Origin of the sequence: Thermobacillus xylanilyticus, assembly GCF_907165215.1 — a bacterium.
GTDB classification, from domain to species: Bacteria; Bacillota; Bacilli; order Paenibacillales; family Paenibacillaceae; genus Thermobacillus; species Thermobacillus xylanilyticus.
In genome coordinates this window covers 19,609-40,522 of the sequence record NZ_CAJRAY010000057.1, presented here as the reverse complement: position 1 = coordinate 40,522, position 20,914 = coordinate 19,609, and the positions used below count along the sequence as shown (strand labels likewise).

Sequence of the window (20,914 nt, the reverse complement as noted above, 5' to 3'; positions counted from 1 at the left end):
CATTCACTCCTCTTCCGTCCGGGTCTTGTCTGCCGGCGCCTGAATGCCGGACACCGATTCCGCTTCCGCCGTTCCGCCGTCTGCCGGCGCCAGGCCGATCCGCACGCGCAGCGCATCCAGCGCCCGGTTCAGCTGCCGGTCGTTCGCGGGATCGGCAATCATGTCCCGCATCCGCTGTTCCAGTTGATCCGCCGTCGCTTCATCCGTCCGGCCGGTCACGGGGAGGCCTTCATTGCGCTGAAAATCCTTCAGCGCTTTTTCGGTCGCCGCGTCGAAATAGCCGTCCGTCCTGCCCGGAGCGTAACCGAGCGCCTTCAGCATGATTTGCAGGCTCTTCACATCTTCCGCGGTCATGTCCCGGACGAGCGACCGTTCCCTGGACAGCCGCGCCACCTTGAAATATTCCGGCTGTTCGACGGTGATGTCCGGCAGGACGCCCTTGTCGTGCACCCACTCCCCGGACGGCGTCAGCCATTTTGCGATCGTCAGCTTGACCTGGCTGCCTTCGTCGACTTCGCTCTCATAGCTGACCTGCACCGTGCCTTTGCCGAACGTCCTCTCGCCGATCAGCAGCGCATCCGCCGACTCCTGCAGCGCCGCAGCCAGCACCTCGGCCGCGCTCGCGCTTCCCCGGTTGATGAGCACCGCGACCGGGTACGGCTTCTTCGAACCCTGCGACACCGTCACTTCGCGCCCGTCTTCCCGGCTCTCGACCTGCACGACCGGCTCGCCCTTCGGAATGAAGAGCTGCGCAATCGACACGACGGCCGGAAGGGGACCGCCGGGATTGTTCCGCACGTCGATGACGAGCGCCTTCATGCCGCCCGCTTCAAGCTCCTCGAGCGCTTCCTTGAATTTCTCCAGCGAATTGAGCGCGAACTGCCGGAGTTCAATGATGCCGATGCCGTCGGGCGTGAGCCGCGAGAAGACCGATTCCAGATCGATCTCGTCCCTTACGAGAATGAGCTGGAACGGATCGCTGACCCCTTCGCGCTGTACGACAAGTTTCGCTTTCGTACCCTTCGGTCCGCGGATCAGGCGGACCGCCTCGTTCAGATCGACGCCGAGGAGCGAATGACCGTTGACCGACAGGATGACGTCCCGCGGGTGAAGCCCCGCCCGCTCGGCCGGCGAATTCCGCAAGGCCGATTCGACGATCACCTTGCCGCCCCGGACCTGCAGTCGCGCGCCGATGCCCGAGAACGTGCCTTCAATCGAGTCCGCCAGTTGTTCCGCCTCGTCCTTGTTCAGATAAGCCGAATACGGATCGTCCAGCATGTTGATCATGCCGCGGATCGCGCCGTCCAGCAGTTTCTCCCGGTCGACCGGGAGGAAATATTTCCGTTCAATCAGATCCAACACTTCATTCAGTCGGGCGGACTCGCGCTCGGTCAGCCCTTCGATCTCCGAAGGCGCCGCTCCGGCCGGCGTCTCCGCGCCCGATCCGGCGAGCAGCCACCGCTCCGCGGCCGTCAATGTAACGAGCACGGACGCGAGCGCCGTGAGGAGCACCATGGCGGTCACCGTACGGCCACGAAACAGCATGAATCGTCCCTCCAAATTCAGCCGCCATATTCCCATCGAAATTGCGGCCCGCGTCGGCCATGCGGTTGCCGCCGTCCCCAGGGGAGGAGAAAAACCGCCATCCTCCGCGGGATCGCTTCGGGTGGCGGTCCGAGGCCCCACGCGCGGCGGACGCCGTCAGCGCAGGTAATTTTCAGGGTCGACAGGTTTCTCGTTCAGCCGCACCTCGAAATGGAGATGCGGACCGGTGGAAACGCCGGTGCTTCCGACTTCCGCAATCTTCTGGCCTTTCTTGACGACTTCTCCGGCTTTGACCTTGATGCCGCCTTTGCGGATATGCCCGTACAGCGTCCACAGGCCGTTGCCGTGGTCGATGATGACGGTGTTGCCGTAGCCGCTCATCGACTGCGCGACAATGACCGTGCCCGATTCGGCCGCAAAGATGTCCGTGCCGGAGGCCGCCGCGAAATCGATGCCGTTGTGCTGCTTGCCCTTCTGGCCGGTAACCGGATGCGTGCGCGGACCGAATTTCGAGCTGACGTACTTGTAATCCTTGATCGGCATGCCCAGTTTGCCGCCGGTATAGTAAACGGTGTTTTTCCTCTTCTTCTCGGCTTCGATCGCGGCTTTCTCCTTGCGGGCGAGCTCCATGAGCTGTTTCTCCTGCTCTTCGGAGATCTCTTCAAGCTCTTCGGCCCGCTGGTCCAGCGCTTCGATCTGCCGGTTGTATTGGAGAATCATAACTTCTTTTTCTTTTTCTTTGTCAACAAGTAAATTGTAATAATCTTCCTTCTTGCTGTAAAGCTCCTGGAGTCCTGCCAGCTCCGCTTCGATCTGCGCCTTCTTCTGCTCGATCAATTCCTTGTCCGCCTTGTGGGCTTCCAGAATCGCCTTGTCCTGCGCCAGGATCGATTGCAGCGAATCGAACCGGTCCAGGAAATCGGAGAAGCTCGTCGCGCTGAGGAGCACATCCAGGTAGGAAACGAACCCGTTCGTATACATCAGACGGACGCGGGCGTCCAGCAGTTCGCCGCGCTCCTCGATGCGCGCCTTGGTGTCTTCCAGCTCCTGGCCCGCCTGGAGCAGCGATTCTTCCGACTCGGCGATCCGTCCGTCCACAAGCTTCAACTCTTCTTCGAGCGAATGAATATGGGCGGAAAGCTCGTTGATCTGCTCCATCGTCACTTCTTTCTGATTCAGCACGATCTGCTTGTCCTGCTGCACTTTCTTGAGGTTCGCATCGACATCGTTCATCTTCTGTTGCAGCTTCTTGATTTCGCTGCGGATCTTCTCCAGTTCGCTCGCCGCTTCGGTGCGATGCGGCTGGGAGACGGTGAAGGCCAGCAGCAGACAGATGAGAACTGCGAACGATCGCTTCACGCGGGTTTCACCTACACTTTCAAATGCTTGCGAACGGAAAGCGCACTGCCGAAAATACCGATTGCGGTTCCGAGCCCGATCAGCACCCCGCCGACCAGCAAGCCGGATTCCCAAACGGTGACGAGCCGGATCATCATCAGGCCGAATTCCACCTGCAAGGACTGGACCAGCCAGTTGTAGGCCGCAAGCAGCAAGGCTGTCGTCAGCGCGGAACCGATAAAGCCGATGAGCGCGCCTTCGATGAAGAACGGCCAGCGGATGAAGCTGTTGGTGGCCCCGACGAGTTTCATGATGCCGATCTCCCGCCTGCGGGCGAAAATCGTGAGCCGGATCGTGTTGGATATGAGCAGCGTCGCCGTAAACGCCAAGCCGAGGACGATGATGAGTCCGATGTTGCGCACGGCGTTCGTGACGCGGAACAGCAGTTCGACGGTCCCCTGACCGTATCGGACGCTCCGGATCGGCTTATCCGGGTCAGCGTCGCCGATCTCCTGGATCTTGGCTGCGACTTCGGCGATCCGTTCGGGGTCGACCACTTCAACCGTGTACGTGTCCGGCAGCGGATTGTTCGTATCGTCGTAATCGTCGAGAATGCCCTGGCCGTCCTCGCCCAGATTCCGGCGCAGCATCTCGAGACCTTCCGCCTTCGGGACGAACCGGATGCGGCTGACTTCCGGCAAGGCGCCGATCGACCGCCCGATCGCCTCGATCTTCGCCTGGCTGATTTCAAGGTCCAGAAAGACCCGGATCTGCACCTGGTTCTCGATCTGCTTCGTCAGATTGTTCACGTTGAGCGACAGCAGCAAAAACACGCCGAGGATGAACAGCGAGATCGCGATCGAACTGACGGATGCGAACGACATCCATCCGTTGCGGGCGAGGCTGAGCGCGCCTTCGCGCAGATGCCGGAGGAGTGTGCTAAATCTCATATCCGTACTCCCCTCTGGGCTCGTCCCGCACAATGACGCCGTTCTCAATCGCGATGACGCGTTTGCGGAGCGTATTGACGATTTCCTTGTTGTGCGTCGCCATGACGATCGTCGCGCCCCGGAAGTTGATTTCTTCCAGCAGGTTCATAATCCCCCACGACGTCTCGGGGTCGAGATTGCCGGTGGGCTCGTCCGCCACGATGACCGCGGGGTTGTTCACGATCGCCCGCGCAATCGCGACGCGCTGCTGTTCGCCGCCGGAAAGCTGGGCGGGCAGGCTGTTCGCCTTCCCCTTCAGTCCGACGAGCTCGAGCACCTCCATGACCCGCTTGCGGATCATCCGCTTCGGCGCTTCGATGACTTCCATCGCGAAGGCGACGTTCTCGTACACCGTCATTTTGGGCAGGAGGCGGAAATCCTGGAACACGACGCCGATGTTGCGCCGGATGTATGGGATTTTTCGCGGTTTCAGTTTCCCTATATTGAAGCCGTTCACCGAAATCTGGCCTTTGGTCGGCACTTCCTCGCGGTAGATCAGCTTCATGAACGTCGATTTGCCGGCGCCGGAAGGTCCGACAAGGTAGACGAATTCGTTGCGTTCAATGAGGACAGAGACGCCGCGGAGCGCATGGCTGCCGTCGGGATAGGTCTTCCAGACGTCCTGCATTTCGATCACAGTATCACTTCCTGTAGATGGCTAAAAAGTTCATTTCGACAGAAACGGCGGAATTCCTTTAAATTTGTGCCAAATTCCAAATTTAAGATTTCTAATTTTCGGGAGGCGGCGCCGGGAGCGGAGGCAAATCGGCGGCATTCGCTGTCGACATCTGCCGCGTGAAAAACGTCATGAAACCGGCGGGAAGCGCATAAACATGGAGGATGACCCTTGCGCGAGGTGATCTGGAATGCGAAAACTGCACTTCTGGTTGACTGCGGCGCTCGGCCTGCTGCTCCTCGTCACGGTTGTCTGGGGGCTGTCCCAGCTTTACGGCATGCGTTGATTGCAAAAAAATCCCCCGCCGCCAAACGGCATCACGGGCATCCGATCATCGGAATGCCGTTGGGGCAGGGGAGTTGGGATCCGGTTATTCGCTTTCGCCGTGCGCGGCCACCCATTCGGCAGTCCGCTCCAGTTCCCGTTCGGCGCGTTCGATGGCGGCGAGCACCTGCGGTTTCGCCGTGCCGCCGTAGACGTCGCGCGCGTTCACGACCGTTTCCGGCTTCAGCACGTCGTAGATGCTCTCGTCGAACAGCTGCGAGAACTGTTTGAACTCGTCCAGCGTCAGGTCGAGCAGAAACTTGCCGTTCCGGATGCAGTACAGCACGGTCTTGCCGATGACTTCATGCGCCTGGCGGAACGGCATGCCCTTGCCGACGAGGAAGTCGGCGATGTCGGTCGCGTTGGAGAAGTCCTGGTTCACCGCCTCGCGCATCCGGTCCTTGTTCACCGTCATCGTCGCGATCATCCGCTCGAACAACTGCAGCGCGCCCTGCAGCGTGCGAACCGTGTCGAACATGCCTTCCTTGTCTTCCTGCATGTCCTTGTTGTATGCCAGCGGCAGCGACTTCAGCACAGTCAGAAGGCCGACCAGGTGGCCGTAGACGCGGCCGGTCTTGCCGCGCACCAGCTCCGGCACGTCCGGGTTCTTCTTCTGCGGCATGATGCTGCTGCCCGTGCAGAACGCGTCGTCGAGCTCGACGAACCGGAACTCCGTGCTCGACCAGAGGATGAGCTCTTCGCTGAGCCGCGACAGATGCATCATGATGAGCGAGGCATGCGCCAGGAACTCGACGATGAAGTCGCGGTCGCTGACTGCGTCCAGACTGTTCTCATAGACCCGGTCGAAGCCGAGCTGTTCGGCCACGAAATGGCGGTCGATCGGAAACGTCGTCCCGGCGAGCGCGCCCGCTCCGAGCGGCAGCACGTTGATCCGCTTGTAGCTGTCCATCAGCCGATCGGCGTCGCGGCCGAACATCGACACGTAAGCCATCAGGTGATGGGCGAACAGAATCGGCTGCGCACGCTGCAGATGCGTGTAGCCCGGCACGATCGTATCCGTGTTCGCCTTCGCCTGTTCAATGAGCGCCGATTGCAGCTTGTGCAGCTGGTCGACGATCTCGACGACCCGGCGGCGGAGATACAGGTGCATGTCGGTCGCCACCTGGTCGTTCCGGCTGCGGCCGGTATGCAGTTTCCCGCCGACCGGTCCGATCTCTTCGATGAGATGCTTCTCGATGTTCATGTGAATGTCTTCGTCCGCGATCGAGAACTCGATCTCGCCCTTGCGGATCTTGCTGCGCACCTTGAGCAGCCCTTCACGGATCGCTTCGGCGTCTTCCGCGGAGATGATCCCCTGCTTGCCGAGCATCGCCGCGTGGGCCAGACTGCCCTCGATGTCCTCTTCGGCCAATTCCTTGTCAAACGTAATCGACGCCGTATACTCTTCCACCAGCCGGTCCGTCTGCTTCGTGAACCGGCCGCCCCACAATTTGCTCACGACTGACACTCCTCATGCTCCCCTTGCGGGGGAATGGTTCGCCTTGTATTCCAAAAAAGAGGGCCGTCCTGGCCTCCGGGGCGTTGCCCCGGCAAGCGGTCAGCCCTCCTTCAGACTCAGCGCGATTTCGCCTGCGCGGCAGCGGCGACTTTCAGCCGCAGCGCGTTGAGCCGGATGAACCCGGTCGCATCGCCCTGGTCGTAGGCCTGCGTCGGGTCCGCTTCCATCGTCGCGATGTCCGGATTGTACAGGCTGACCGGGCTCTTCAGGCCGGCGGCGATGACATTGCCCTTGTAGAGCTTCAGCCGGACCGTGCCGGTGACGTTCTTCTGGCTCTCCGTCACGAGCGCCTGGATCGCAAGCCGCTCGGGTGCGAACCAGAATCCGTTGTAGACGAGCGAAGCGTACTTCGGAATGAGCGAGTCGCGCAGATGCATCACTTCGCGGTCCATCGTCAGCGACTCCATCTTCCGGTGGGCGGTGAACAGGATCGTGCCGCCCGGCGTCTCGTACACACCGCGGCTCTTCATGCCGACGAACCGGTTCTCGACCATGTCGACGCGGCCGATGCCGTGCTTGCCGCCGAGTTCGTTCAGCTTCTCCATCACCTGCAGCGGCGTCATGCGCTCGCCGTTGATCGCGACGCAGTTGCCGGCCTCAAACTCGAGTTCGACGTATTCCGGCTCATCCGGCGCCTCTTCCGGCGACACGCTGAGCACGTACATGTCCCGGTTCGATTCGGCGCTCGCATCGAACCACGGATCTTCGAGCATGCCGCTCTCGAAGCTGATGTGCAGCAGGTTGCGGTCCATCGAGTACGGCTTCGAGGCGGTGGCCTTCACCGGAATGCCGTGCTTCTCGGCGTAGGCGATCATCTCCGCCCGGCCCGGGAACTGTTCGCGGAACGCCTCGATGCGCCACGGCGCGATGACCTTGATATCCGGCGCGAGCGAAGCCGCCGTCAGCTCGAAGCGCACCTGGTCGTTGCCCTTGCCCGTCGCGCCGTGGGCGATCGCCGTCGCGCCCTCCGCCCGGGCGATCTCGACCATCCGCTTCGCGATGAGCGGACGGGCGATGGACGTGCCGAGCAGATATTGCCCTTCATAGAGCGCTCCCGCCTGGAACATCGGGAAGATGAAGTCGCGCGCGAATTCTTCGCGCAGGTCGTCGATGTACACCTTCGATGCGCCGGTCGCGAAGGCTTTCTCCTCGAGACCGTCCAGTTCTTCCTTCTGGCCGATGTCGGCCGTGAAGGCGATGATTTCCGCGTCGTAGGTTTCTTTCAGCCACTTCAGGATGACTGACGTATCGAGCCCGCCGGAGTAGGCGAGCACGATTTTCTCCTTGGCCATATCAGATTTCCGCTCCTTGTCGAAAATGAATCACGCCATGATGGCGGCCATGATCGCCTTCTGCGCGTGCAGCCGGTTCTCGGCTTCGTCGAAGACGATCGAATGCTTGCCGTCGATGACGCCCGGGCTCACTTCTTCGCCGCGGTGCGCCGGCAGGCAGTGCATGAAGACGAAGTCGGGCTTCGCGTACTGCACCAGTTCCTCGTTCACCTGGTAACGGGCGAACGCCTTCGCCCGCTCCTCCTGCTCCGCCTCGAAGCCCATGCTCGCCCAGACGTCGGTGTAGACGACATCGGCGTCTTCGATCGCTTCGCGCGGCTCGCGCACGACACGGATCGATGCGCCGGTCTCGCTGCACGTCTCCTGCATCTGCCGGATCAGCTCCGCATCGGGTTCATAGCCTTCCGGCGACGCGACGGACATGTGCAGGCCAAGCTTGGCGGCGCCGACGAGCAGTGAGTGAACCATGTTGTTGCCGTCGCCGATGTAGGCGATTTTGAGTCCTTCCAGCCGGCCCTTGTGCTCGAGGATCGTCTGGTAATCGGCCAGCGCCTGGCACGGGTGGGCATAGTCGGTCAGCCCGTTGATGACCGGAATCGTCGCGGTCCGCGCCAGCTCGATGACCGTGCGGTGCGCGTACGTGCGGATCATGATGCCGTCCAGATAGCGCGACATCGTCTGCGCCGTGTCCGAGATCGTCTCGCCGCGGCCGAGCTGCAGATCGTTCCGGCTCAGGAACAGGGCGTATCCGCCGAGCTGGTACATGCCGACCTCGAACGACACGCGCGTGCGGGTGGACGATTTCTCGAAGATCATGCCCAGCGTCTTGCCTTTGAGCGGCTGGTACACTTCTCCGGCTTTAGACTTACGCTTCAGTTCAATCGCCAGATCGATCAGCCAGCGGATCTCTTCCGGCTTGAAATCGGCGAGTGCGAGAAAATCTCGCCCTTTGAGCGAAGCGGCAATCTCTTCGTTGAGCAGATTCGGCATCTCATCCATCACTCCTTCTGAATGCGGGCGCGCCCGTGCGCGCCGCTTACGATTGCGCGGCCGCCGCCTGTCCGGTCAGCACGCCGGCCAGAATGTCGACGGCAAGGTCAATCTCTTCGCGGGTCACGAGCAGGTTCGGCAGCAGCCGGATCACGTTCGGTCCGGCCGTCACGACGAGCAGGCCACGGCGGTGAATTTCCGACACGAATCCGGCGACCGGTTCGGCGCATTCGATGCCGACGATCAACCCCAGCCCGCGCACTTCGCGCACGATCGGGCTGCCCGCCAGCTTCTCCTTAAGCCGTGACTTGAGGTATTCGCCGGATTCCGCGGCGCGCTGCGGCGCGTTCTCGGCGAGCATCGTCTCGATCGTCGCCTTCACCGCGGCCATCGCGATCGGCGTGCCGCCGAACGTCGAGGCGTGGCTGCCCGGACCGAACGCCTCGGCGAGCCCCGACTTCGCCAGCATTGCGCCGACCGGGAAGCCGCTGCCGAGCCCCTTCGCCAGCGTGAAAATATCCGGCTCGATGCCGTAATGCTGGAACGCGAACAGTTTGCCCGTGCGGCCCATGCCGGTCTGGACCTCGTCGACGATGAGGAGCAGGCCGTGCGCTTCGCACAGCCGCACGATCGTCTTCACGAACGCGGGATCGACCGTGATGATGCCGCCTTCCGCCTGCACCATCTCGAGCATGATCGCCGCCGTCTTGTCCGTGATCGCTTCGCGCAGCGCCTGCTCGTCATGGAGCGGCACGGTGACAAAGCCCGGCGGCAGCGGATCGAAGCCGTCCTTCACCTTGTCCTGCCCCGTCGCCGTCAGCGTGGCGAGCGTGCGGCCGTGGAACGACTGCTTGAATGTAATGATTTCATAACGTCCGTTCTTCAGCACATTCTTGTTGTATCTACGCGCCAGCTTGATCGCCGCTTCGTTCGCCTCCGCGCCGGAGTTGCAGAAGAAGACGGCGCCCGCATGGCTGTTTTCCGTCAGAAGTCGGGCCGCTTCTTCCTGTCCCGGGATGCCGAACAGGTTCGACACGTGCCACAGCTCGTCAAGCTGCTTCACGAGCGCTTCCTTCACCTGCGCCGGCACGTGCCCGAGGTTCGTCACCGCCAGCCCGCACATGAAATCGAGATACTTGTTCCCTTGATCGTCCCACAGCCAGCTGCCCTGCCCCTTGACGAGCGCGATCGGGAATCTGGCGTATGTCGGGAACAACGCGCTTGCCGCGCCCTCCGTTCCTTGCGCTCCGCTCATTCGCCGCGCCACCTTTCAAAGATTTATTTGGAATGATCCCCGTTCAGGACTTCACGATGCGCGTGCCGACGCCGCCTTCGCGCACCGCGCGGGCGAATGCGCCCGGTTCGGCGCCGCCGATGATGACGACTTCGCGCACGCGCCCCTGGATGCATTGCACGGCCGATTTCACCTTCGGGATCATGCCGCCGTAGATTTCGCCGGATGCGATCATTTCGTCGATCTCCGCCGTCGTCACGGACGGCAGCACCCGCTTCTCGCCGTCAATCGTGCGCAAGATGCCGGGCACGTCGGTGACGACGATCATCCGATCGACGCCGAGCTGCGACGCGACGGCGCCCGCCGCCGTGTCGGCGTTGATGTTGTAGCGCTGCCCGCTATCGTCGATGCCGATCGGCGCGATGACCGGGATGTAGCCCATCGCCATGACGCCTTCGATGATCTCGGCGTTCACGCCGGTTACGTCGCCGACGAAGCCGATCTCGTCAGCGTTGGCAACCGGCCGGGCCTGGATCAGCCGGCCGTCGGTGCCGGAGAGGCCGAGCGCCTTCGCGCCGCTTGACTGGATTCGCCGCACGATCTCCTTGTTGATTCGGCCTGCGAGCACCATTTCGACGACATCGAGCGTCGCCTCGTCCGTCTTGCGCAGGCCGTTCACGAACTCGGACTCGATGCCGAGACGGCCAAGCATCTCCGAAATGGCCGGACCGCCGCCGTGCACGATGACGGGACGGTATCCGTCTTCCTGGAGCCCTCGCAGGTCGTCGAAGAAAGAATCAGGCAAAGCGGCGAGCGTGCTGCCGCCGCATTTCATCACAAACCGTTCTTGTCCCATCGCCTCAATCGTTCCTTCCCGTCAAGTCCGGTATGCGGCGTTGATCCGCACGTAATCGTACGTCAGGTCGCAGCCCCAGCCGACCGCCCGGCCTTCGCCCATGTTCAGGTTGACTTCGATCCGGACGGTGTCGCCTTTCAGATAGGCGAGCGCCTCGTCCTCATCGAACGGCACAGGCCGGGACTGCTCGAGTACCTTGATGGGTCCGAGCGAAATGTCGATCGTCGCCGGATTGATCGGACGCCCGGCGCGGCCGACCGCCGCGATGATGCGGCCCCAGTTCGCGTCGGCCCCGAAAACGGCCGATTTGACAAGCGACGAACCGATGACCGTTTTCGCAATCGCACGGGCGTCGTCGTCGCTCGCCGCGCCGGCGATGCATGCTTCGATCAGCTTCGTCGCGCCTTCGCCGTCGCGGGCGATCGCCTTCGCCAGCACTTCGCACACATGGGTGAACGCCGCGGCGAACTTGCTCCAGTCGGGATGATCCGGCGCAAGTTCCGCATTGCCGGCCAGCCCGCTCGCCATCGCGACGACCATGTCGTTCGTGCTCGTGTCGCCGTCGACGGTGATCATGTTGAACGTCACGTCTGTCGCCTGCCGCAGCAGCGCCTGCAGCGCCTCGCCGCCGATGTTGGCGTCGGTCGTAATGAAGCCGAGCATCGTCGCCATATTCGGATGAATCATGCCCGAACCCTTCGCCGCGCCCGCCACATGGACGGTCCTGCCGCCCACGTCGAGCTTCACGCACACCGTTTTCTTCACGAGGTCGGTGGTCAGGATCGCCTGGCAGAATGCTTCAGCCCCGTCCGCGTCTCCGGTCAGCCGCACCGGCATTTCGGCGATGCCGGAGCGGACCCGGTTCATCTTGAGCCGCTCGCCGATGACGCCGGTCGACGCGACCGCGACCTGATGCGGCGGAACGCCGAGGGTCCGCGCGAACGCCTCCTGCATCTCGCGGGCGTCGGCTTCGCCCGCTTCTCCGGTGCAGGCGTTCGCGTTGCCGCTGTTGACGAGCACGGCGCGCAGCCGGCCTTCCTTCCCGAGCCCTTCGCGCGTCACCTTGAGCGGCGCCGCCTGGATCTGGTTCATCGTGTAGACGGCGGCGGCGGCCGCCGGCACTTCGCAGACGATGGCGCCGAGGTCATTGCGGTCCGTCTTCTTCAGGCCGCAATGCAGTCCGCCGGCCACAAAGCCGATCGGCGTCGTAATGGAGCCGTTCGGCACGGCCTCGAATGGCAACTCTTGTCCCATGTTCGTATCGTGGTCTCCTTGCAGGATCATAGATTTTGAGAAATCATGGCATGCGCTTGTCACGGATACACCGGCACGAAGTTCAGACCGAGCCCTTCGTCCCAGCCCATGCGCAGGTTCAGGTTCTGGATCGCCTGTCCGGCCGCGCCCTTCACGAGGTTGTCGATAACCGACACGATCGTGACGCGCCCCGTCCGCTCATCGACGGCGAAGCCGATGTCGCAGTAGTTGGAGCCGTACACTTCCTTCGTCGCGGGGAGCGCGCCTTCCGGACGCACGCGCACGAAACGGCGGTTCTCGTAGTAGCTCCGGTACAGGTCGATGAAATCCCGCTGCGTGCGGCCGCCCGTCACGGTCGCGTACATCGTCGCCATGATGCCGCGTGTCATCGGCACGAGATGGGTTGTGAACGTGACCGTCACCTCATGCCCGGCGACACGGGAAAGCGCCTGCTCGATCTCGGGAATGTGCTGATGCTTGTTCACTTTGTATGCCTTGAAGTTCTCGTTGATTTCCGCATAGTGGGTTCCGAGGCTTGCGCCGCGGCCCGCGCCGGATACGCCGGACTTCGCATCGATGATGATCGTCGCCGGGTCGATGAACCCCGCCTGCACGGCCGGCACGAGCCCGAGCAGCGAAGCCGTCGGGTAACAGCCCGGGTTCGAGATGAGCCGCGCATCGCGCACATCTTCGCCGAACACTTCGGCGAGCCCGTAGACGGCGCGCTCCAGCCACGCCGGATCGGCAGCCGGCTTCTTGTACCACGCTTCATAAATCTGCGGCGATTTCAGCCGGAAGTCGCCGGAGATGTCGATCACGTGCAGTCCGGCCTCCAGCATCTCCGGCGCCAGCTTCGCAGCAACGCCCGCCGGCGTCGCGAGAAACACGACGTCCGCTTTCCTCGCGAGCGATGCCGGGTCGATCGCTTCCAGCACATCCGTGCGGATTTCCGTCAAATGCGGATATCCGGCCGCAAGCGGTTCACCTGCGCTGGACGACGACAGCACCGCGGCAATCTCGACCTTCGGATGGGCATCCAGCAGCCGGATCAGCTCCACGCCGCCATAGCCGGTCGAACCGACGATCGCCGCCCTGATCTTCGTTTCCATCTGTCCGTTCCTCTCCCATTCGTATGCTGACTTCCCCATTCTACACCATGGCGGCAGCGGAATAAATAGCGCACAAGTCTGTATCATTATACAACGAGTTACATGAAAATACAACGATGCATTGCCAGCAGAAAAATATACTAGTTTGTTATTAATGGTATAATAATGTCTTGTTACATGGCGGTAATACGTTTTATAATATACTCAAATATTATTTTAAGTATATTTTCTTGAAATGGGGAATCCGAATGGCGATTGTGGAACTGGACCGGTTGACGAAGCGGTACGGGAAGCGGCGGGGCATTGAGGGACTGTCCTTTTCGATCGAAGAAGGCGAAATTTTCGGTTTTATCGGTCCGAACGGCGCGGGCAAAAGCACCACGATCCGCATCCTGCTCAATCTGATCCATCCCACGGCGGGATCGGCCAGCGTGTTCGGCAAAGACGTTGTGCGCCAGTCCCGGGAAATCCGGCGCGAGACGGGTTACCTGCCGAGTGAAGTGCACTATTACGACGATATGAAAGCCGTGGATCTCCTGCGCTATTCCGCCGGCTTCTACGGGAAATTGGACGAAAACCGCATGCGCCGTCTGGCGGAGCGGCTCGATCTGGATCTGTCGCGCAAGATTGCGGATCTCAGTTTCGGCAACCGGAAGAAGGTCGGCATCATCCAGGCGCTTCTGCACCGTCCGCGGCTGCTTATTCTCGACGAGCCGACCGGCGGGCTCGATCCGCTCATGCAGCATGCATTTTTTGATCTGCTGAAAGAGGAACAGGAACGGGGAGCGACGATTTTCTTCTCTTCCCATATTCTCAGCGAAGTGCAGCGGATGTGCGGGCGTGTCGCCATTATCCGGGACGGCCGGCTCGTCCGGGTGGAGTCGGTGAGCAGACTCGTCCGCGGCAGCTACAAGACGGTCGAGCTCACCTTCGCCGCCGAAAGCCGGCCGGAGCCGGTGCGGGAATCCGAGTTGCCCGGCATCATTCGCCAGGACATCAGCGGTAATATTATGACGTTGCTCTACAACGGCAATATCCGCGACCTGCTGGATTATGCCCGGCAGCTTCCCCTGTCGGATATCCGCATCGGGGAACCGTCGCTGGAGGAAATTTTCATGCACGAGTACAAAACGGACGAAGGGGCGTGAGGCGGATGATTTTCAGAAGGGAACTCAAATCCAATGCCCGGGGGCTTGTCATTTGGAGTCTTGTGCTGGGCGGGCTGGTGCTGATGATGATGAGCGTGTATCCGTCCTTCGCCGAGGATGCGCAGACGGCGGAAGAGATGCTGAACGTGTTCCCCGAGCCGCTTGCCAAAGTGTTCGGCATGGACACCTTGAATCTGGGCACGTATACAGGCTTCTACGGCGTAGAAGTGCACCTGATCAACACGCTGGTCGGCAGCGTGTACGCGGCACTGCTCGCGGCGGGCATGCTGGCGAAGGAGGAAAACGATCATACCGCCGAGTTCCTGCTCTCCAAGCCGGTCACCCGAATTGAGGTGACGGGTCAGAAGCTGGCCGCCGTGCTCACCAACCTGTTCATGTTGAATGCGGTCATCGCCGCGGTCAGCTTCGCCTGCACGGGGTTTGCGGATGAAGCGGTGGAGCTGGACATTCTCGTGTGGTATTTGCTCGCAACCTTCCTGCTTCACGTGACCGTCGCTTCCGTGTCCTTCCTGCTCTCGGCCGTCATGCGGCGCACCCGAAGCATCGTGTCGCTTGCTCTCGGCATCGTGTTCCTGTCCTACGCGCTGCATATTATGGCGGGGCTGTCGGACCGGTTCGATTTCCTGCGCCATGTGAGCCTGTTCTCCTTCACGGATGCGGCCGCCATCGTGGAAAACGGCGGACTGGACGCGCCCTGCGCGGCGGTCATGGTGCTGGTCAGTCTCTTGTGCGCCTTAGGAGCCATCGGGTATTATCACAACAAAGACATTACCGGCTGAGACAACCTGAAGGCCGCGGAATGCCGAAGACGGGAGACGTGGGTTGGATTTGAAACGGAACAAACGGGAGCAGATTCTGGAGAAGGCGACGGAACTCTTTTTTGCCCGGGGGGTTGCCGACGTCAGCATGGATGACATCGCTGCCGCCGTCCCGGCCGCCAAAATGACGATCTACAAATATTTTCAAAGCAAGGACCGGCTGGTCGGCGCGGTGATGGAACGCTATGTGCGGGAACAGCACGAGATCATGAACCGGAAGATCGAGGAAAGCCCGGACACCTTGTCGGCCCTCGCGTCGATCCTCGATTACCAGAACATGCCTGTCGTGCCCGAGCGGTTCATCCGGGAAAGCCTGGAGCTGTATCCGCAGATCATAGCGGACTTGCTGCACTATTACCGGGAGCACATGCACGACCAGCTGCGCGACCTGATCGTGCGCGGCCAGGAGGAAGGCGTCATCCGCAAGGAACTGTCCCCCCACATCCTGATGGTGTACATGCAGGGCGTCACCGAGTTTTTCGCCCGGCCCGACGTGCTGGCCCAGTTCCACGATTTGCGGCTGCTCGGCGAGCAGTTCCGCACAATGTTCCTATACGGCATCGCCGCGCCGAATGATTGGTCCGCCCAACCGTAGAAGTGGTTAAATCCGAACGAACAGCAAGCCGCCCGGTGAGCGTCCGGGCGGCTGGTCGTCATGCCATATGTTTCGTAATGTATTCGAGACGATCGACACGGAGTTTCAACGCATCGATCTCAAAACGGTCGGCTTCCAGTTTGCGTGAGTGCATGCTGGTATAGCGCGCAATCAGTTCGATCTGCTTCTCTTCGATATTGTCAAACCGGCGGTTCATTTCCTGACGAAGCTCATCGACATCCGAACGAAGCCTGCCGGTCTCCGAACGAAGTTCGTCAACATCCGCGCGCAAACCATCCATCTTCGACTCGAACCCGTCCATCCTCGACTCAAGTCCGCCGATCCTTGTCTCGAGCCCATCCATCCTCGACTCAAGTCCGTTTACCTTCGACTCGAGTCCGTCCATCCTTGACTCAAGTCCGTCCATCCTTGACTCAAGTCGGTCCATCCTTGACTCAAGTCGGTCCATCCTCGACTCGAGCCCGCCGATCCTTGTCTCAAGTCCGTCTACCTTCGACTCGAGTCCATCGATCCTTGATTCGAGACCATCCACCTTCACCCGAAGTTCGCCGACTTCCGAACGAAGTCCGCCGATGTCTTCGCGGATCCGGCTTTCCATCTGCGCGAGCGCTTGAAGAATGCTGCTTTCCATAGGCTCCGATCCATCCTCCCGATTTGCTTCAGGTTATGGAACGGATCGCGGCGCGCGGCCTGGGGCAATGGGCAACCGCAGATCACGGGGCAGTTCCACGACGATTATATCATGGATGGTCGAATCGAAGGATTAAAATTTACGAATCTTGCCGGATCTGGCTGCGCAGATAAGCGTCGATGAAGCCGTCGAGATCCCCGTCCATCACCGCTTGCACGTTGCCGGTCTCGAATTGGGTGCGGTGGTCCTTCACCATGCTGTACGGATGGAAGACGTAGGAGCGGATCTGGTTCCCCCACGCGATGTCCGTCTGTTCGCCGCGAATGGCCGCCAGTTCTTTCCGCTGCTCTTCGATCTTCAGCTCGTACAGCTTCGAACGGAGCATCTTCATCGCCCGCTCGCGGTTCTGGATCTGCGAGCGTTCCGACTGGCACGCGACGATGATGCCGGTCGGGATATGGGTGATCCGGACCGCCGATTCCGTCTTGTTGACGTGCTGGCCGCCGGCGCCGCTCGAGCGGTACGTGTCGATCTTCAGATCCTCCGGCCGGATTTCGATCTCGACGTCGTCGTCAATCTCCGGCACGACGTCGCAGGAGACGAACGATGTGTGGCGTCTGCCGGACGCGTCGAACGGCGAAATGCGGACGAGCCGGTGGACGCCTTTCTCCGCTTTCAGATAGCCGTACGCGTTGTACCCCCGGATGAGGATCGACACGCTTTTGATGCCGGCTTCGTCGCCGGGCAGGTAGTCGAGCACTTCCACCTTGAAGCCGCGCTTCTCCGCCCAACGGGTGTACATCCGGTACAGCATTTGCGCCCAGTCCTGCGATTCGGTGCCGCCGGCGCCCGGGTGCAGTTCGAGGATCGCGTTCAGCCGGTCATACGGCTGGTTCAGCAGAAGCTGCAGCTCGAAATCGCCGATGTCGCGGACGAGCTTGGCCACGCCTTCCGCCAGTTCGGCTTCCAGCGACTCGTCGCCTTCTTCTTCCGCCAACTCGAGCAGCGTCTCGAGATCCGCATGATCGCCCGTCAGCCGGTTGTAGGTTTCGACGACGGACTTCACCGCGTTGAGCTCGGCAATCAGTTTCTGCGCCCGGTCATTGTCATCCCAGAAATCGGGCGCCGTCATCTTCTCTTCATAATCCGCAATGATCTCCTGCTTGAGATCTAAGTCAAAGAGACCCCCTGAGTGCTTGGAGCCGCTTCGCCATCTCGCGCAGGTCTTGTTTGACGCTTGCGTCAATCATGGTTCGCTGGTCACCTCAAATTTGAAAATTTCCGCCGCAGATCAAACGTTCGATCCGTGGCAATGTTTGTACTTCTTGCCGCTGCCGCAAGGGCACGGGTCATTGCGTCCGACCCGCTGCTCGGCGCGCCGGATCGGTCGCCGCTGCGTCTCGCGATTGCTGCCGCCGCCGGTCTCCGTCTGGCCTTTGGCGACTTCCTGGCGCTGGACGTTGCTCTCGACGTGCGCCTTCATAATATACTTCGTGACTTCTTCCTGGATGTTCTCGACCATTTCGCGGAACATCTCGAAGCCCTCGAACTGGTATTCGCGCAGCGGATCGGTGCCGCCGTACGCCCGCAGGTGGATGCCCTGCCGGAGCTGGTCCATCGCATCGATATGGTCCATCCACTTGCTGTCGACGGCGCGCAGCACGACGACTTTCTCGAACTCGCGCATCGTCTCCTCGCCGATCTGCTGCTCGCGCTCGTCATAGAGCTTTCGCACTTCCTCCATAAGGAACTCGACGATCGATTCTTTCTCCCGGCCCTCGAGATCCTCACGCTTGATCGTGCCTTCCTTGAGGAAAGTGGCGTGCGCGTAATCGACGATCGCATCCAGGTTCCATTCTTCCGGGATGTCCTCGTCGGCGCAGTGCGCCTCGACGATCCGCTCGACGACCGGCCGGATCATGTCGAAGACATGCTCGCGGATATTGTCCGCGAACAGCACTTCGCGGCGCTGCTTGTAGATGATCTCCCGCTGCTGATTCATGACGTCGTCGTACTGGAGGACGATCCGGCGCGTATCGAAGTTGCTGCCTTCCACCCGTTTCTGGGCGGATTCGATGGCCCGCGATACCAGCTTGCTCTCGATCGGCTCATCCTCGCTGAAGCCCAGGCGGTCCATCATCCCCATAATATTCTCGGAACCGAAGCGGCGCATCAGTTCATCATCCAGCGCCAGGTAGAACTGCGACGAACCCGGGTCGCCCTGCCGGCCCGCACGGCCGCGGAGCTGGTTGTCGATCCGCCGGCTCTCGTGCCGTTCCGTCCCGATGATATGCAGTCCGCCGAGCTCCGCCACGCCTTCGCCGAGCAGAATGTCGGTGCCGCGGCCGGCCATGTTCGTCGCGATCGTCACGGCGCCCCGCTGTCCGGCGCGGGCGATGATCTCGGCTTCCTCCGCGTGGTACTTGGCATTCAGCACCTTGTGCGGAATGCCGCGGCGCTTCAGCATCTCGGACAGCTTCTCCGAATTCTCGATCGAGACGGTGCCGACCAGCACCGGCTGCCCGTTCTGGTGCCGTTTGACGATCTCTTCCACGACCGCCTTGAACTTCGCGTTTGCCGTCTTGTACACGATGTCCGGCATATCGACCCGGATCATCGGCTTGTTCGTCGGCACCTGCACGACATCGAGGCCATAGATCTTCTTGAATTCTTCCTCTTCCGTCTTGGCCGTGCCGGTCATGCCCGCGAGCTTGCGGTACATGCGGAAGTAGTTCTGGAACGTGATCGTCGCGAGCGTCATGCTCTCGTTCTGCACCTTGAGCTGTTCCTTCGCCTCGATCGCCTGGTGCAGCCCGTCGCTGTAGCGTCGGCCGGCCATCAGACGGCCGGTGAACTCGTCGACAATGATGACTTCGCCGTCCTGAACGACGTAGTCGACGTCACGCTTCATGATGGCATGCGCCTTCAGCGCCTGCTGAACGTGGTGGTTGAGCGTCACGTTCGCGTGGTCGAACAGGTTGTCGATGCCGAAGGCGCGCTCCGCTTTCTCGACGCCCGCTTCCGTCAGCGTGACGGAGCGCATCTTCACGTCGATGGTGTAATCTTCTTCTTCCTTCAGCGTCCGGACAAATCGGTCCGCGGCGTAGTACAGTTCGGTCGACTTCGCCGCCTGGCCGGAAATGATGAGCGGCGTCCGCGCCTCGTCGATCAGGATCGAATCGACTTCGTCAATGATCGCGAAGTTGAGCGGCCGCTGCACCATCTGTTCCTTGTACAGCACCATGTTGTCGCGCAGGTAGTCGAAGCCGAACTCGTTGTTCGTGCCGTACGTGATGTCGGCATTGTATGCTTCCTGCTTCTGCGCGTGCGTCAGGCCGTGCAGATTGCAGCCGACGGTCAGGCCGAGGAACTGGTAGATCTGTCCCATCATCGTGCTGTCCCGCTGGGCCAGGTAGTCATTGACCGTGACCACATGCACGCCCTTGCCTTCCAGCGCGTTCAGATACGCGGCAAGCGTCGCGACGAGCGTCTTGCCTTCCCCTGTCTTCATCTCGGCAATCTTGCCATCATGCAGCACCATGCCGCCGATCAGCTGGACGTCGAAATGCCGCATGCCGAGCGTCCGCTTGGACGCTTCGCGCACGGCCGCGAACGCCTCCGGCAGCAGGTCGTCGAGCGTCTCTCCCCGGGAGAGCCTCTCCTTGAACTCGTCCGTCTTCCCGCGGAGCTGCTCGTCCGACAGCTTGGCGAAATCCGGCTCCAAGGCGTTGATGCGCTCAACGGTCTTCAGGCACCGTTTGATCTCACGCTCGTTGGCGTCGCCGAAAATTTTCTTCACAAGACCGAGCATGGCGTGAGAGCCCCTTTCGTCTGTCAACTCATAAAATCAATTGTAGCAGTTCGGCGGAAGCGTGGCAAACCCGTCCGCCGCCCGGGCCGCATATCAGAAAAGCCGGCCCTTCCGGGCCGGCCGCAATCCTGGATGAACAAACCATCAACCTTGTTCAATGAGTCCGTATTTGCCGTCATGGCGGCGGTAAACGACATTGACTTCCTTCGTGTCATCGTTGATGAAGACGAAGAAGTTGTGACCGAGCAGATTCATCTGCAGAATCGCTTCGTCCACATCCATCGGCTTCAGCGTGTGCCGCTTCGTGCGGACAACTTCGAAAGCGTCGTCTTCCTCGGCTTCGGCAACGGTGACCGCGCCGGCCGAATCTTCCGTGAACAACGCTTTCAATCCCCGGTCCTGGCGGAGTTTGCGGTTCACACGGGTCTTGTGCTTGCGGATCTGACGCTCGAGCTTGTCCACAACCAGGTCGATCGCCGCGTACATGTCGTCATGCCGTTCCTCGGCCCGGAGCAGCACGCCCGGAAGCGGAATGGTCACTTCGACGACATGCTTGTTCTTGATGACGGAGAGCGTGACTTGTGCGTCTGAGGCAAGAGGCGCCTCGAAATACTTGTCCAGCCGGGACAGCTTTTTCTCGGCGTAATCCCTCAGTGCTTCCGTTACAGGCAATTGTCGGCCACGGATGTTGAACCTCATATCGCACTCCTCCTTATCTGACCTGATTTCATTGTAGCACATCG

At 61.1% G+C, this 20,914-nt stretch carries 17 protein-coding genes and 1 pseudogene; 3 read left to right on the top strand and 15 right to left on the bottom strand.

Translation table 11 applies throughout. The annotated features are described in order from the left end of the window. Window positions 1-3: 3 nt before the first annotated feature. The 11 genes and pseudogenes from KJQ12_RS11810 to argC all read right to left on the bottom strand — a co-directional run bounded on the left by KJQ12_RS11810 (window position 4) and on the right by argC (window position 13,126). Window positions 4-1,545, bottom strand: coding sequence for a S41 family peptidase (locus tag KJQ12_RS11810; RefSeq protein ID WP_213484838.1), 1,542 nt, complete (start codon window positions 1,543-1,545; stop codon window positions 4-6). A gap of 234 nt (window positions 1,546-1,779) precedes the next feature. Continuing rightward, a pseudogene (locus KJQ12_RS11805) lies at window positions 1,780-2,703 on the bottom strand (murein hydrolase activator EnvC family protein); the annotation flags it as partial. A 212-nt stretch (window positions 2,704-2,915) separates the two neighbouring features. Next, a complete protein-coding gene (gene ftsX, locus KJQ12_RS11800; RefSeq protein WP_213484836.1) occupies window positions 2,916-3,833 on the bottom strand; it encodes a permease-like cell division protein FtsX in 918 nt (305 codons plus the stop codon). Then, window positions 3,823-4,509 carry a cell division ATP-binding protein FtsE gene (gene ftsE / locus KJQ12_RS11795; protein ID WP_213484835.1) on the bottom strand — a complete coding sequence of 229 codons (687 nt, stop codon included), beginning with the start codon at window positions 4,507-4,509 and terminating at the stop codon, window positions 3,823-3,825. The genes ftsX and ftsE overlap by 11 nt, the downstream gene beginning before the upstream one ends. A gap of 409 nt (window positions 4,510-4,918) precedes the next feature. Continuing rightward, window positions 4,919-6,331 (bottom strand): argininosuccinate lyase, encoded by a 1,413-nt coding sequence (argH, locus tag KJQ12_RS11790; RefSeq protein WP_213484834.1) that lies wholly within the window; start codon window positions 6,329-6,331, stop codon window positions 4,919-4,921. Between the two features lie 116 nt (window positions 6,332-6,447). Next, window positions 6,448-7,683 (bottom strand): argininosuccinate synthase, encoded by a 1,236-nt coding sequence (locus KJQ12_RS11785; RefSeq protein WP_213484833.1) that lies wholly within the window; start codon window positions 7,681-7,683, stop codon window positions 6,448-6,450. A 30-nt stretch (window positions 7,684-7,713) separates the two neighbouring features. Then, window positions 7,714-8,673, bottom strand: a complete 960-nt coding sequence (gene argF, locus KJQ12_RS11780) for an ornithine carbamoyltransferase (protein ID WP_015253198.1) — start codon at window positions 8,671-8,673, stop codon at window positions 7,714-7,716. Between the two features lie 46 nt (window positions 8,674-8,719). Then, window positions 8,720-9,928 (bottom strand): acetylornithine transaminase, encoded by a 1,209-nt coding sequence (locus tag KJQ12_RS11775; RefSeq protein ID WP_213484832.1) that lies wholly within the window; start codon window positions 9,926-9,928, stop codon window positions 8,720-8,722. Between the two features lie 43 nt (window positions 9,929-9,971). Continuing rightward, a complete protein-coding gene (gene argB, locus KJQ12_RS11770) occupies window positions 9,972-10,763 on the bottom strand; it encodes an acetylglutamate kinase (protein WP_213484831.1) in 792 nt (263 codons plus the stop codon). A gap of 21 nt (window positions 10,764-10,784) precedes the next feature. Further along, complete coding sequence (gene argJ, locus KJQ12_RS11765; RefSeq protein WP_213484830.1) at window positions 10,785-12,017, bottom strand: bifunctional glutamate N-acetyltransferase/amino-acid acetyltransferase ArgJ; 1,233 nt, start codon at window positions 12,015-12,017, stop codon at window positions 10,785-10,787. Window positions 12,018-12,076: 59 nt separating this feature from the next. After that, a complete protein-coding gene (gene argC, locus KJQ12_RS11760) occupies window positions 12,077-13,126 on the bottom strand; it encodes an N-acetyl-gamma-glutamyl-phosphate reductase (protein ID WP_213484829.1) in 1,050 nt (349 codons plus the stop codon). A gap of 248 nt (window positions 13,127-13,374) precedes the next feature. On the opposite strand from argC, the gene KJQ12_RS11755 reads away from it, so the two are divergent. The 3 genes from KJQ12_RS11755 to KJQ12_RS11745 are packed head-to-tail and all read left to right on the top strand — an operon-like array spanning window position 13,375 to window position 15,708. Then, window positions 13,375-14,274, top strand: coding sequence for an ABC transporter ATP-binding protein (locus KJQ12_RS11755; protein WP_213484828.1), 900 nt, complete (start codon window positions 13,375-13,377; stop codon window positions 14,272-14,274). Window positions 14,275-14,279: 5 nt separating this feature from the next. Beyond that, entirely contained in the window at window positions 14,280-15,074 is a 795-nt protein-coding gene (locus KJQ12_RS11750) for an ABC transporter permease subunit (protein ID WP_213484827.1), read from the top strand. A gap of 49 nt (window positions 15,075-15,123) precedes the next feature. Continuing rightward, window positions 15,124-15,708: a TetR/AcrR family transcriptional regulator gene (locus tag KJQ12_RS11745; protein WP_213484826.1), complete on the top strand. Its 585-nt coding sequence runs from the start codon at window positions 15,124-15,126 to the stop codon at window positions 15,706-15,708. Window positions 15,709-15,766: 58 nt separating this feature from the next. On the opposite strand, the gene KJQ12_RS11740 is transcribed toward KJQ12_RS11745, so the two are convergent. The 4 genes from KJQ12_RS11740 to hpf form a co-directional block, all read right to left on the bottom strand. Continuing rightward, window positions 15,767-16,360 carry a hypothetical protein gene (locus KJQ12_RS11740; protein WP_213484825.1) on the bottom strand — a complete coding sequence of 198 codons (594 nt, stop codon included), beginning with the start codon at window positions 16,358-16,360 and terminating at the stop codon, window positions 15,767-15,769. Between the two features lie 139 nt (window positions 16,361-16,499). Continuing rightward, window positions 16,500-17,610 (bottom strand): peptide chain release factor 2 gene (gene prfB / locus KJQ12_RS11735; RefSeq protein ID WP_213484824.1). Its coding sequence is split into 2 segments (ribosomal slippage): window positions 16,500-17,537 and window positions 17,539-17,610, totalling 1,110 coding nucleotides; the frame shifts between segments, so codons are not numbered across the junction. Window positions 17,611-17,651: 41 nt separating this feature from the next. Further along, window positions 17,652-20,171, bottom strand: a complete 2,520-nt coding sequence (gene secA, locus KJQ12_RS11730; protein ID WP_213484823.1) for a preprotein translocase subunit SecA — start codon at window positions 20,169-20,171, stop codon at window positions 17,652-17,654. Between the two features lie 144 nt (window positions 20,172-20,315). Next, window positions 20,316-20,870: a ribosome hibernation-promoting factor, HPF/YfiA family gene (gene hpf, locus KJQ12_RS11725; protein ID WP_213484822.1), complete on the bottom strand. Its 555-nt coding sequence runs from the start codon at window positions 20,868-20,870 to the stop codon at window positions 20,316-20,318. Window positions 20,871-20,914 lie beyond the last annotated feature (44 nt).